Raw genomic sequence first — 12,693 nt, forward strand, 5'->3', positions numbered from 1 at the left:
GTGATCATGCTCGGCCTCGCCGGCTTCCTCGCCTCGGCCGGCTTCCTCGCGTTCGCGTCCTTCACCGGACGCGAGATCAACGGCTTCAAGGGCCTGGTGATCTCTATCATCGTCTGCATCCTCGCCGTGGCGGCGGCAGCAATCATCCGAGTGTTCATCTAAGAACGCTCTAGCCACGACGGAGACGGGGAACCGATATGGCACGTACACAGAAGCAGAGCGGCGGGCGCTCCTGGATCTTTTGGGGGGCGGGACTGCTGATCGCGGTTGTCGTCGTGGTGGTGGGTCTGCTCACGATTCCCACCGGCTCAGATGATGAGCCCGACGAGGAGCCAGCAGCGCAGAACACCGATTCACCGGCTCCTGAGCCGGTGGAGCCAGACGACGAGGAACCGGCCGGTGAAGTCTCTCAGTGTGAGGATATGGAGGCCGATAGCGCGTTCCCCACTGAGGCACCAGAGTTCGAGTGGGAGGACTTTGACGGGGTTGAGGAATTCGCCCTCCCCGTCTCGGAAGAGCACGGGCCAGCCGTCCAGGAGGACGGTTTCTGGCGCTGCTTTTCCCAGACCCCGGCTGGTGCTGCATTCGCAGCACCACACCTTTACGCCAGCCTCACCCTGGGTGGTCACCTTGACGCCGCGATAGATAGTCCTGGGGCACGTGCCGCGATGCCGGATGACTTGCAGCAGTCGCGGGAGAACGTGGCCGCTCTCATTCGAGGCTTCCGCATCGTTGATTCCAGCGACGAAGAAGCCACAGTCGAAATGTGGGGCGCTGCCCCTGATGGTTCAGCCGATCTGGTGTTTGTGTTCGATCTCGTGTGGGACGAAGAGGCCAACGACTGGCGTCTTGATCTCGCGGGTGGTGAGCCGTCGGTTGAGGTTATCGAGAACACCAGCGACTACACGGAGTGGCGGTAGACCTAATGGCTGCGGGAGAAGAGGAAGAGTGTCAGCCGTGGCAGTTCATCTGCAAGGGCAAGGAAGGGCTCGGCGACCTTGCCGGCAATGCTGCAAATGATGCTCTAGAGGCTGTCGCGCAGGGCCTTGCGAACGGTGCTGTGGCATTCCTGGAAATGATCTCCACTTGGTGGATGAACGCTCCGGGGCCTGATCTTGATAACCCTGCGGTGGCGTCTCTGCAAGCGGACATGGGGTACTACATCGCCGCGTTCGCCATCATCGGTTTCTTGTTTGGCCTGGGCCGGATGGTCCTGAGCATGGACTTCAAGAAGATCATCACCGCGTTCGCGCCGATAGTGACGCTGATCGTGGTCACGGGCGTTTACGCGGTGGCCATCGGGGCGCTGATCGCTGCTGGTGACGGCACAGCGGAATGGCTGCTAGATCGAGCGACTGACGGTGACGCGAACCTAGAAGTGCTTGCCAGCCCTGTCGGGGATATGGGCCAGAACATCGGCGTGTTTCTGATCGTCTCCCTGCTGATGTTCTTCGGCGCGATTATGAATTTCTTGCTGATGATCTTCCGCGATGTGGGGATCTTGGTCCTACTCGCGTTCCTGCCGGTGGTGGCTGCCTCTACCGGCTCGGTCTCGGGTAAACAGGCGTTTCAGAAGATCAACTCCTGGATGATCGCGCTGCTGCTCTTCAAGCCAGTCGCGGCCGGGATCTACGCGCTGGGGCTGCGCATGATGACCCAGGATTCAGAGATCGAGGGACTCGGCGGCGAGCTGCAAAATTACGCATCTGCCATGACCGGGATGCTCATTCTCGCGCTGGCCGGCCTCGCGCTGCCGGCGCTGATCAAGTTCATTGCCCCTGCTGCGGCGATGGGCGCTGCTGCCTTTGGCGGTGGCGCAGCTATCGCGGGCGCGGCCACGGTCGCGGCCGGCGCAGCGGTCATCGGTGCCTCGGGCGGCGCTGCCGCTCCTGCTGTGGCAGGGGGCGGCGCTGCTGCTGCCGGTGGAGGCGGCGCAGCTGCCGGCGGTGGCGCGGGCGCTGCGGGTACAGCCGGTGGCGGATCGGCTGGTGCCGGTGCTGCCGGCGCGAGCGCTGCTGGGGGTGGATCATCCGGCGCGGCCGGTGGCCAAGGGGCCGGGGCCTCCGGTGGTGCCGGATCTGCTGGTGCTGGTGACGGGGGATCTGGGGGCGGTGCTGCTGGTTCTACACCGGGCGGCGCTACTCCTTCCGATAGCGACTCGGGCTCTGATTCTGCTGGCGGTGACGGTGGTTCCGGTGAATCCGGGGCTGGCGGTGCAGCCGGTGGCGCTGAATCTGGCGGGGCTGATGGCGGCGGCGCTGCTGAGGGTGGTTCTGCTGCTGGTGGTGCTTCCTCGGGAGGATCGTCCGGTGGTGGTCAGGGTGCTTCGACTCCTGCCGGGGCTTCGGCTTCCGGTGGGGGGTCTGATTCCTCTGGTGGCGGGTCCGGCGGTGGCTCTGAGGGTGCCGGCGGATCTGGTGGTGCTGGTGTGGACGCCGGCACTCCTGGCGGCGCTGAATCCTCTGGTGATTCCAGCGACGGACACAGCGGCTCAGGTGGCGGCGCAGCCGCTTCCGGTGCCTCACAGAACACCGGCAGTGATTCCGGTTCCAGCACCGGAAAAACGCGAGGATCTGGTGCTGCCAAGACGCAGCAATTGAAGAACGTCATTGATACCGGCACTGCCTCCGGGGCACAGATTAACAATGCCGTTGAAGGCGACGACGGGGAGAGTGGCGCATGAGCGATTCAACATCTGGGGTTATCCCCGGGGTCTATGGCAACCTTCGCCACCCTCAGCGCACCGGCATCCTGGGGCTCTCCCTCGGTGTCTCACTGGCGGGGGTTCCGTTCATTTTGGTGGCCATCGTTTTGATGGCCACGGGCCGCGCGGCTGCTGCCGGCGTGGTGATCGGTGTCGGGGTACTCGGCGCTGTGCTGTTGGTGGTCACCAAGCGGCAAGGCCGCTCGATCTATGGGAGAACCATGCTGAAAATCGCGCAACGACGTAAAGAACGTGCCGGCAAGCACCTCTATGTGTCTGGTCCCACGGGCCAGACACCGGATGGCGTCACACGCCTTCCCGGGCTGATGGCTGATACCGAACTCTCAGAACACCTTGATAGCGCCGGGCAGCCCTTCGGGCTGCTGCGCATCACCGGCCGGGGAGCTTATAACTACTCCGTGGTGATCGAGGCGCGCCCAGATGGCGATGCTCTCGTGGATGAGGAAGCGGTCAAGCGGCAGGTGTCCCACTGGGGCGGCTGGCTCCAAGCTCGCGGCCAAGATGACGGAATCCGCGGTGCCTCGGTCACGATTGAATCTGCGCCCGATACCGGGCTGCGACTGCGCCGGCTGCTCTCCCATAACCGGGCTGATGGTGGCCCTGAGTTTGCTCGCATGGTCACTGACGGAATCGCTGATGAGTATGACCACGGCGCACCGGAAATGACGGTGCGGCTCACGGTGACTTTCGACGGTAAAGCCTTCGAGGCGAACCGCGATCGGGGCCGCGATGAAATGGCGATCGACATTGGCGATCGGCTCCCGGGAATCCTCGCCGGTCTGCATTCCACCGGGGCCGGCGTCGTCCAGGCGTGCGGGGCTCAGGAGATCATCGACTTCACCCGCGTTGCCTATGATCCTCAGACTGCGCCGGCCGTTGAAGAAGCGCAGATGGAGGGCGGGACGAACCTGCGGTGGGAAGATGCCGGCCCGTCCTACGCTGCGGATCTCTTCAACTACTACAAGCACGACAGGGCCTATTCCTCGTCCTGGACGCTCTATGAGGAACCGCGCGGCACATTCACCCATGATTCTCTGCGCCGGCTCCTAGAGCCGATGCCAGGGGTGCTCCGTAAGCGCGTGACCCTGCTCTATCGTCCGGTTTCCATCGACCGGACCACGGATCTCGTGCAGCGCGAGATCAAAGAAGCGACCTTCGGTGGATCTCAGCAGCGGGTCTCAGTCCGGGCTGCGCAGCGGCAGAAGGCGGCGCTGAAATCCGCACAGGAGGAAACGATGGGGGCCGGTGTGGCCCGGTTCGGGACCATCGTCACCGTCTCGGTGACTGATCCCGAGCAGTTCCGCCGGCTGGATAAGGAAGTGCCGGCCCTGTTCTCGAGAACGCGTCTGCGCGTTCGTAAAGCACTGGCGAATCAGGCGGTGACGTTCCAGGCGGGCTTGCCGCTGGGGATGGTGCTGCCCGATCACATGCTGCTCAATGACGAGATTCAAGACTTCTTCTCCTAAACCACACACCTGAAGGGGTGTTGATGATGAGTCCACGCAAAACCAGGGAACACAGCCAGGCGGAAGCCTCGGGCCTGGTGCTCTCCAAGAAAGATGCCGCCCGATTGGAACGGGAGGACCGTCGAGCTCGACAGACGGCGAAGCCGGTCACCGGGCTTCGGCGGGTGTTCGCGCAGATCCAGTCGGATCGCAAAGAAAGTCTGACGCGGCCGGGATCTACGGGCTGGAACAGGCCCGGTGGCGGGCCTGTGGGCTTCGTGGAACGTCCCTATGAGCTACAGGGCACGACGGTTCAGCTCTGCGGCTACTGGCCCTTTATCGCGGGCTCAGGGGTGGATCTCGTTGGCGCTCCGCTGGGCGTGGATTTGCGGCGCCGGTCCCTGGTCTGTGCTGATCCGATTTCCTGGTTCACATCTGAGCTGATCCGTAACCCTTCGGCGTTCGTGCTGGGGCAACCGGGCCTGGGGAAGTCCTCGCTGGTTAAGCGCATGGTCGCGGTCCTGTTGGATTGGGGCATCATCCCTATGGCGCTCTCTGACGCTCGGCCCGATTATGTGGACCTCATTCGGGCTGCCGATGGCCAGGTGATCGAGTTCGCTCCGGGGCGGGCGCATATTAACCCTATGGATATGTCGGCCTTCGCGGCCGCGCTGGCGGACGTGAAGAACGCGAATGCCCGGGAAGAAGGGCTCAACGATCTGCGCACTCAGCAGCTTTCGTTGATGAGTGGGCTCGTGGCCATGTTCGCGCGGCGCAGCCTGGAACCGCACGAGACCACGATTCTTTCTCACGCGATCCGCACGCTAGACCCAGAACTGACTACCCCGGCGCTGATCCCGGATCTGACCAAGTTCATTCAGTCCCGGCCGGCCACGCTGCGGACTCTGACCCTGACCCACGAGGACGAGAACGCCTATGACTCCCGCGTGCAGGGCCTCTTGGATGCGCTGATCTCGATGGGGCCTGATGGGCTCTACGGCAACCTGTTCTCTCGGCCGACGTCGGCGCACATCATCCCCGGTAAGCCGGTGGTCTTCGATGTGTCCGGGGTCAATGAGAACGACACCGTTCTCATGGCCGCTGTGCAGTCGTTGTGCTGGAACCTCGGCACCGTCACCGTGGCCACCGAGAAGATCGTGACCACGGATCTCGGGATACCGCCGAAGCATTACCTCTTGGTGATGGATGAGCTGTGGAAGGTGCTGCGCGCCTCGGAACAGATGGTGTACTTCGTGGACTCCCTGACGCGGCTGAACCGTGGTCGCGGCATCGGTCAGATCATGATTACTCACACCATGAATGACTTGAAGCTCTCTTCCGAGACGCTGACCGACGTGGCGTGGGGGTTCGTGAACCGCTCAGAAATGGTGTTCCTCGGCGGGCTCGCGCCCGACGAGATGGGAAACCTAGAGACCGTGTTCGCGCTCTCGAACACAGAGAAGTCGTGGATCACGGACTGGACCGATGACTCTGGTGGCGGAATGGGCTCTGAACGCCGGCCGCACACCGGCAAATTCATCCTCAAAACGGGTAAGCGGCCCGGGATTCCGTTCAAGGTGATCCAGGTAGAGGCAGAGATCGCCGTGACGGACACCAACCAAGCGTGGAAGAACAACGGCTCTGCTGAGGACTCCGCGCTAGACGGGGGCTTGGTATGAGCAACCGCGCCGGGAGAAGGAATCAGCCGGGGTCCGGGGAAACCGGGTGGATGATCCTCGGCGGGCTGCTCGCGTTCGTTCTGGTGGTCGTCGTGGGCTGGTGGGGCGCTGCTCTGCTGGATTCCTCCATCACCGGCCCAGCGGCCGCGACAGACCCGATCACGATCATTTCCGGGCAAGCGACCGGGGCTCTGCCGGTGACCATTCTGCAGATTGCCGTGTTTACGGCAATGCTGCTCGTCGTGCTCGGGCTGACGGGGCTGATCGTCGTGGCCGCGCTGCGGCAGCGGAAGAAATCGACGTGGGCGGACCGGCTGGCCCGGTCTATGTCTCGGCCGAAGGATCATGAAGAGTTTTTCGAGAAGGCTGCGACGGCTGACGCGGAAAAGCTCGGGGCCACCGGGGCGAGTATCGGCCCGCCACTTGGCCGGCTGGTGATCAACAACAAGGTCATGCGCGCCTCGTGGGAGTGGGTGCAGGTCTGGGTGATCGGTCCCCGTGGTGGCAAGACGCAGAACGTGTGCGTGCCTCAGATCCTCGAAACCAACGGGCCTGTGGTGGCCACGTCGAATAAGCCTGACATTGTGGACCTGACCCGCCGGCCGCGCATGATGCGCGGGCAGGTCTGGGTTCACGATGTGCAGGGCATCATCGGTGAATCTCCGTCCTGGTTCTGGAACCCGCTGAGCTTCGTAGAGGACATTGAATCGGCGGAGAAACTGGCCGACACCTTCGTGTCCTCAGCGACCTCGGCCGCGCGGCCGGCTGACGGGTATTTCGAGTCAGACGGTAAACGGCTGCTCTCCTACCTGCTGCTGGCTGCGGCCGTGGCAGAAGTCAGCGTCGATGAGGTCTACAACTGGGCGAATGACCCGGATGACCCTGCCCCGGTGCGGGCGCTGGAACAGGGCGGGAAAGTCCAGATTGCCGAAGGTCTGAGCCGCATTCAGGGGATCACACCGAAGCAGCGTGACGGTATCTATGGCACGATGCGCCCGTGGATCTCGGTCCTTGGCAGTGACAAGGTGATCCCGTGGCTGCGCGATAGCGGGGTGCCCGGGCAAGTGGAGTTCGATCACCGGAACTTCCACGCCACCACGGACACGCTGTATTTGATCTCGCGTGAGGGTGGAGGCTCTGCGCGGGCCATCACGGCCGCGCTGGCGATGGCGGTCCTATCCTCGGCAGAGAAGTACGCCTCGACCCACGGGGGGCGTCTCAAGACGCCGCTGATGGCTGTTCTCGATGAGACAGCGAACGTGGTCCGCTGGCGCGAGCTGCCCGACCTGTATTCCCACTATGGGTCGCGCGGGATCGTCGTCTCGACCTTCTTCCAAAGCTTCGTCCAAGGGGAGGAAGCATTCGGCAAGGAAGGGATGAGCAAACTCTGGTCTGCTGCGAATATCCGGGTGGCCGGCTCGGGTCTCTCAGAAGCTCAGTTCGGCAGCTTCCTCTCTCGCCAAGTGGGGCCGCGTGATGTGGTCAAGCGCAGCGTGAGCACTCAATCACGCGGCCGCTCGACCTCAACCTCAGTGCAGCGGGAGCAGATCTTCGATGAAGCCGACATTGGGGCTATGCCCCGGTTCCGGGCGCTGATGTTCAGCTCTGGTCATCGGCCGGCGCTGTTGAAGCTGCGGCACTTCTCCGAGACCGAACACGCGGCGCGGGTGAAGGAATCCCAGGAGTACTACGAAGGGCTGCGCGAGTTCAACCGCCAGTCCGTCTAAGCGCAAAACCTGAGTGTGTGGCCCCGGGTGTTCCCCCGGGGCCACACTGCTGCCGGTGCCACGTCCGAGGGCGTCTGTAGGCTGAAAGAACAGTGAAGGCCCACCGCCGGGACTATCAAGGAGGACTGCCAATGTCCGTCACGATCTACGCCTATCGCAACCTGCTTTGGCTGAACCAACAGGTCCGCGAGGTGATCCCGGTAGCGGCGGTGCCGCACCAAGTGATGCCACCGGACGAAGAAGAATTTGCCCGCGCAGAGATGGACAAGCTGGGTTGGCTAAGACCCGGTGAAAAGACCCTGGGCGGTTACCCCGATTGGTCTCTATCGACGGAGGGCAGCCGCCAGGCACGTCGTTCAACCGCTAAGTACCCCGTCTACAGCGCAGCGTACGAGATCCTGCACGCGATCCCCCGGGAGCGGTTCGGCTCCCTGCCGGGAGCTGAGGATGCGTTTGAAGACTCCTTCCGTGACCCCGTTTTAGAACGAGCTTTCACAGAGGACGAGATTCACGCTGCGGCGAAACTGCTCCACCAACAAGGCCATATCAAGGCTGAAGAGTCCCACGGAGCAGGGCTCCTACGTCTCGAAATCACGGCATCTGGTGAGGACGAGCGGGAAGAGCACTATGTTCCCGGGTTGCGGGTGGGTTCCTCCCCGGCCGAGACAGCATCCAACACTGAGCATCATGTTCCTGGATTGCGGGGGGATTCCTCCCCGGCAGAGAGAACATTCAACACTCACATCAACATCAGCGGTGGCACTTTTGGCGCAGCACAGTTCGGAGCCAACAACTCAGCTCACGTGGAGAACGTTGGCTCCGAGATTCATCAGCACTTCCAAGAGCTGAGGGAGCTGGCGCACTCAGCGCCGGTTTCAGAGTCAGAACGCGAGGAAGTGCTGGGGCAGATCACCCAGCTAGAAGAGGTGGCAAAGTCCGGCAATGCCGCCGATTTCGAGACTCTCAAGAACAACCTCTTGGGTGGGTTCGCTAGCAGACTTGGACACGAAGCCGCGCTCAAGCTGTTGGCGCTTTCACCGCTGATCTCAGGACTCGGGAACTCATTCTGACGCCGCCGAACCGCCTCTCATGACTGTGGCCCCGGGGGTTTCCCCGGGGCCACGCCTCTGCTGGATGCCGGCTACGCCTGTTCGTCGGGGTGGTCCCGGTCGCGGAACATGCCCTCGGGCGCTTTCTCGGTCTTCCAGTTCTCCGGCGGCTGGCGCTTGTTCAACGCCTCGTCATAGGCCCAGAACGGGCCATCTGGGCCGGTGATGATATCCATCAGCGGGTAGAACTGGACCCGCATGTATTCGGCCACTGCGCCGGGGCTCTCGGCTCGTGCTGATTCCCAGAGATCCCACAAACCTTCAAAGACTGTCACGGCCTCGGGGTAGCGGAACCAGTGGGGAGCCCATTTCCTGCTGCGCACGTCACGGCGGAAGTGCGGGATCATCCACTCATTGACCCATTCCTCAGCGTTGGCAAAATACTTCTCTACCGTCTCGTCGTCGCCGTCTGATTCGGTGTCGGGCTCGGGGTCTGTGCCTAGCTCGTCGTCCTCGGTCACAGTCTCTTCTAGGGCGCTCAGGCTCATCGGGTGACCTCCACTTCTTGGACTCGGCCGGCCTGGCTGACCTTCGGGCCGGCCTTGCCAGTGCGGTAGGGCTTGATCCCTGCCCCGTGCGCGGGCCTCGACGCGTTAGGCGCGGTGATCTTCCGCGCCTCGGCGGCTGAGGGATCGACGCTGGCGACCTTGGCTAGCTCGGCGTCACTGGTGCGGCTGTAAGGCTGTGGCTGCCGTCCTCCGGTGGCCTCTTCGGCGCGGGTGTGTTCTTGGTCCTGGTGGACCTCCGCGCCGGCCTTGTCGGCTTCTGCGAGGTTCGCAGACTCTGACTCTGCTGCGCGGTCTGCGTCAGCTCCCAGGGACTCGGCGCGGGACTCCTCTGCGGCTGCCTCGGGCTCGTTGCCGGCCTCTGCTTCGTTCTCTGCTGAGGCCGCTGCGCCCTGCTGCTCGGATTCGAGCTGGTTGCGCGCGAAGTAATCATCAAGTGCTTCCCGTAGGGCTGCCTGACGGTCCTCGGGGCTGGTGGGATGATCGCGATTCATATCCTCGATATTGATCCCGTAGTTCGTCCTGAGAACGTCTGAGGCATGAAGGTAGGCGGTCTGCGCGGCCGGGTGATCGGCCGAAAGCTGCTGCGCAACCGTCACGCGGTCAGCGATGGATTCTGAGCCCGCGGACTGCCAGAACTCGTTGCGGTATACCTCGCGTTCCAGGGCTGACGCCTGGGCCGCTTGGGCCTGGAAGTCCTGTTGAGCTTCCTTCTGCGCGTGGGCCTGGGCCGCTGCGGTGTCAGCCTTGCTGAATGCCTTTTCAAGCTCGGCTGTGGCCACCGTGCGGTATTCGCCTAAGTCGGTGTGATCGCGGCCGATCTGGCTGATATTGAGGTCATAATCCTTGCGGATCACATCGACCCCGCGCATGTACGCCGATGAGGCTTCAGGGTGCTTCGCGGCGAGTGACCGGGCGACCGTGAGCCGGTCCACCACCGATTCGGGGGTGGCGGTCCGCCAGAAGTCCCGGTCGTGGAAATCCTGCTTGATGTTCCGGGCCACGTTCTGGTCTGCGGAGTGCTGCGCGGCCACGCTGCGGGCCGCTTGATCGTCCCTGGCCTGATTGATGCGTGCGCGCTGCTCGGCGGTCTGTAGTGAGGCTCCTGCGGCGGCTTGAAGTATCCGCCCCATGTCACCGAATATCTCTGATTCCTCGTTCTCAGCCATGACGCTGCTTCCTTCTCGGTTGGGTATGCGGGTCTACCGTTCGTAACCCTTATCCGTGCCTTTGGCTCCACGCTGCGGCTCGTCGCGGCCGGTGCCCTTCGTCCGTTCCGTGTAGGTCAATGGGTGCAGCGTGTTCGGCCCCTTGCTCGGGGTGCTGCCGGCCTTCTTCGCGCTCAACTCTGCGTGGCGCTGCGTGCGGATCGTCTCGGCCGCGTCGATGCCCTTGTGAGCGGCTATCGCGAGCTGCGCCCGTTCGCGGTTGAGGTTCGTGGTCGTGAGCACGCGGGAGACCCGGTTAGCTTGTTGCAGGATAGCTAGCCAGCCCTTGATCGGATCACGCTTGCCGGCCTGGGTAGCCAGCCGCCATTGCTGGCGTGCTTGGCCGATTCCCCGGGTGGTTCCCTGCTGCGTGTTGCGCTGCTTGTAGAGCACTTCCGGGGGCAATTCGTAGTGGCGCATACTCCATGCGACTCGGGAGAAATTATCGGAGAGCTGCGCGCTCGGGCCGTGCTTGGATTTCTCCACGGTCAAGGACACACGGGCATAGATGTTCGCCATCGTATCCGGCCCGACCTTGCCGGAAATGAGCTTGTCATAGGCGGCGGGGCTAAGATCGTGCAGCTTCGAGATCGTCTGTGGCTGCGCAACTGTTTTGTCTCGGATCTGGTGCATGAGGGTCACTGCCTCGCGCTGGCCGGCGTCCCCGAAGCGTTCCTCGACTCGTGGCCACGCGAGAGACTTATCCAGCTTCGAGGGTGAGTACCAGATCTGCCGCCCGTCCCCGCCCTGCTCTTTCGGGGTGGAGGGCAGTGCCAGCCGGTATCCTTCGATCTTGGTTCCGTCGCCCTTGGCGAAGCGTGGTTGAACGTGGACGCCCATATCGTGAAGGTGCTTGATGTACTCGCCCTGCGATGAGGCAGTGGCCAGGCACGCGCGGGCTCGGCGGCGCAGCTCGGCGCGGTCAGTGACCGTCGTCCCTTGGCTGTGTGCCCGGGCGACCTCGGCGGGCTTATCCCCTGAGATTCCGTACTCATGTTCACGCGATGCCAGCACCACGAGATTGTGCTTCTTCTCGATCTCGTTGCTGGCCTGCTGGGCGCGCTTGAAGTCGTTGTGAACCCCGGCTTTGGTGCCATCCTCGCGCACCAACTGCACTGCGATGTGTATGTGGTCGTTGCCGTTCTTCGACGCGCCGTGATGGATGGCAGCCCACCGGGAAGTCTTCTCCCCGTCCGGGTCTTTGAACCCCATACGCTCCACGAAATCGTGAGCGATCTCGGCCCACTTCTCCGCGCTTAGCTCACCCTCGTTCTCCTTCAACGACAGTGAGCAGTGCCAGACGTGAGCGTCCTTCTTCCCAGTGGTGACGTACTGGCCCTGTTCCTCGTCGTATTCACGCACAGGGGCCTGAATCTGAGTCCCGTGCATCTTGCGCGGTTCATCCAGGACATTAGCGATATCTAGCGCGTCATCGGTGCTCAGTGTCTTACCCGTGGGAACGGCGAACGTCACCAGTTCATCGCCGGCGATGAGCTGCGGGTTAGTGTGCTCGTTGGCGCGGCCGGGACCAGAGAGGTACACGACGAGGCCGGCCATCCGTCCACCGCGCGTGATGTTCGGCATCATGACGCGTCAGCTTCTTCCGAGGACACGGCGAGCTGCGCTGTGTTCTCGCTGATCTCGCCCATGAGCCGATTCAGGTACGCCAGTGAGGAATGCAGCTCTGCTGAGATCTCCGCGTTTAGCGATTCCTCAACGTTGGCCCACTTCGCAAGCTGGTTGATGTTCGTTCCGATGGCTGCCAGTGACCGCTTCAAAAGAAACAGCTCTTTGACCACTGTGTGCCGTTCGGTCACTGACATTCCGCGCTCATAAGACAGCGCGGATTCCTTCAAGAATCGTGCCGGGGTCATACCCGCGCGCTGCGCTGCGAAGTACAGCGCGTTGTCCTCGAACTCGGTGAGCTTCACCTGGCGAGGGATCTTGCGGCCACCTTCTACGTTGGCCTGACGCATCCGACCTGCCATGAAACGCACCGCCCGTCTTTGATCTCCTGGCCCAGTGCAGCGACCACTAGAAATGAACTTCCTTCTAGTCTGCCACCGGCCCAGCGCAGCGACAAGGGACGCAACCGAGTTAGCTATGCTAACTCTATAGCTTGCTCCGTCCGGGACACCTTCTGTTGGTCTTTCTGGGTGTGAACGTGCGGACCTGAAAAGACAAGCGTTCTTTTCGCGGGGGAAGCTTACGGGCTGCGCAGAACCGGTCAAGCCTTCCGACCGGCTTTCGCGGCATATCCTCACTCAATCGCTTCGCTCAATCCCTCCGGTATT

The 12,693-nt window shown here is 62.8% G+C and carries 10 protein-coding genes; 6 read left to right on the forward strand and 4 right to left on the reverse strand.

The annotated features are described in order from the left end of the window. Positions 1-197: 197 nt before the first annotated feature. From BCL67_RS14395 to BCL67_RS14420, 6 genes are all read left to right on the forward strand, one after another. Positions 198-920, forward strand: a complete 723-nt coding sequence (locus BCL67_RS14395; RefSeq protein ID WP_106124100.1) for a hypothetical protein — start codon at positions 198-200, stop codon at positions 918-920. A 5-nt stretch (positions 921-925) separates the two neighbouring features. Next, a complete protein-coding gene (locus BCL67_RS15275) occupies positions 926-2,683 on the forward strand; it encodes a hypothetical protein (RefSeq protein WP_146131195.1) in 1,758 nt (585 codons plus the stop codon). Beyond that, positions 2,680-4,191, forward strand: a complete 1,512-nt coding sequence (locus BCL67_RS14405) for an SCO6880 family protein (protein WP_106124102.1) — start codon at positions 2,680-2,682, stop codon at positions 4,189-4,191. The genes BCL67_RS15275 and BCL67_RS14405 overlap by 4 nt, the downstream gene beginning before the upstream one ends. Positions 4,192-4,214: 23 nt before the next feature. Beyond that, positions 4,215-5,849: a hypothetical protein gene (locus BCL67_RS14410; protein WP_106124109.1), complete on the forward strand. Its 1,635-nt coding sequence runs from the start codon at positions 4,215-4,217 to the stop codon at positions 5,847-5,849. After that, a complete protein-coding gene (locus BCL67_RS14415; RefSeq protein WP_106124103.1) occupies positions 5,846-7,576 on the forward strand; it encodes a type IV secretory system conjugative DNA transfer family protein in 1,731 nt (576 codons plus the stop codon). The genes BCL67_RS14410 and BCL67_RS14415 overlap by 4 nt, the downstream gene beginning before the upstream one ends. A gap of 131 nt (positions 7,577-7,707) precedes the next feature. After that, positions 7,708-8,646 (forward strand): hypothetical protein, encoded by a 939-nt coding sequence (locus tag BCL67_RS14420; RefSeq protein ID WP_106124104.1) that lies wholly within the window; start codon positions 7,708-7,710, stop codon positions 8,644-8,646. A 71-nt stretch (positions 8,647-8,717) separates the two neighbouring features. Here BCL67_RS14420 and BCL67_RS14425 read toward each other — a convergent pair whose 3' ends face one another. The 4 genes from BCL67_RS14425 to BCL67_RS14440 are packed head-to-tail and all read right to left on the reverse strand — an operon-like array spanning position 8,718 to position 12,375. Continuing rightward, positions 8,718-9,173 (reverse strand): DUF4913 domain-containing protein, encoded by a 456-nt coding sequence (locus tag BCL67_RS14425; RefSeq protein WP_106124105.1) that lies wholly within the window; start codon positions 9,171-9,173, stop codon positions 8,718-8,720. Continuing rightward, positions 9,170-10,360, reverse strand: coding sequence for a hypothetical protein (locus BCL67_RS14430; RefSeq protein WP_106124106.1), 1,191 nt, complete (start codon positions 10,358-10,360; stop codon positions 9,170-9,172). Before BCL67_RS14430 ends, BCL67_RS14425 begins: the two co-directional genes overlap by 4 nt. 33 nt (positions 10,361-10,393) lie before the next feature. Further along, the gene (locus tag BCL67_RS14435) at positions 10,394-11,986 is read right to left on the reverse strand and encodes a relaxase/mobilization nuclease domain-containing protein (RefSeq protein ID WP_106124107.1); all 1,593 of its coding nucleotides are present in this window, start codon (positions 11,984-11,986) and stop codon (positions 10,394-10,396) included. Beyond that, the gene (locus tag BCL67_RS14440) at positions 11,983-12,375 is read right to left on the reverse strand and encodes a plasmid mobilization protein (protein ID WP_181256041.1); all 393 of its coding nucleotides are present in this window, start codon (positions 12,373-12,375) and stop codon (positions 11,983-11,985) included. Before BCL67_RS14440 ends, BCL67_RS14435 begins: the two co-directional genes overlap by 4 nt. Between the last annotated feature and the right edge of the window lie 318 nt (positions 12,376-12,693).

Origin of the sequence: Nesterenkonia sandarakina (assembly GCF_003003175.1) — a bacterium.
In the GTDB taxonomy this organism is placed as follows: Bacteria; Actinomycetota; Actinomycetes; order Actinomycetales; family Micrococcaceae; genus Nesterenkonia; species Nesterenkonia sandarakina_A.

Excerpts from the sequence above, each read along its gene's own strand:
- BCL67_RS14395 (WP_106124100.1), top strand. The coding sequence starts at position 198 with ATGGCACGTACACAGAAGCAGAGCGGCGGGCGCTCCTGGATCTTTTGG.
- BCL67_RS15275 (WP_146131195.1), top strand. The coding sequence starts at position 926 with ATGGCTGCGGGAGAAGAGGAAGAGTGTCAGCCGTGGCAGTTCATCTGC.
- BCL67_RS14405 (WP_106124102.1), top strand. The coding sequence starts at position 2,680 with ATGAGCGATTCAACATCTGGGGTTATCCCCGGGGTCTATGGCAACCTT.
- BCL67_RS14410 (WP_106124109.1), top strand. The coding sequence starts at position 4,215 with ATGATGAGTCCACGCAAAACCAGGGAACACAGCCAGGCGGAAGCCTCG.
- BCL67_RS14415 (WP_106124103.1), top strand. The coding sequence starts at position 5,846 with ATGAGCAACCGCGCCGGGAGAAGGAATCAGCCGGGGTCCGGGGAAACC.
- BCL67_RS14420 (WP_106124104.1), top strand. The coding sequence starts at position 7,708 with ATGTCCGTCACGATCTACGCCTATCGCAACCTGCTTTGGCTGAACCAA.
- BCL67_RS14425 (WP_106124105.1), bottom strand. The coding sequence starts at position 9,173 with ATGAGCCTGAGCGCCCTAGAAGAGACTGTGACCGAGGACGACGAGCTA.
- BCL67_RS14430 (WP_106124106.1), bottom strand. The coding sequence starts at position 10,360 with ATGGCTGAGAACGAGGAATCAGAGATATTCGGTGACATGGGGCGGATA.
- BCL67_RS14435 (WP_106124107.1), bottom strand. The coding sequence starts at position 11,986 with ATGATGCCGAACATCACGCGCGGTGGACGGATGGCCGGCCTCGTCGTG.
- BCL67_RS14440 (WP_181256041.1), bottom strand. The coding sequence starts at position 12,375 with ATGCGTCAGGCCAACGTAGAAGGTGGCCGCAAGATCCCTCGCCAGGTG.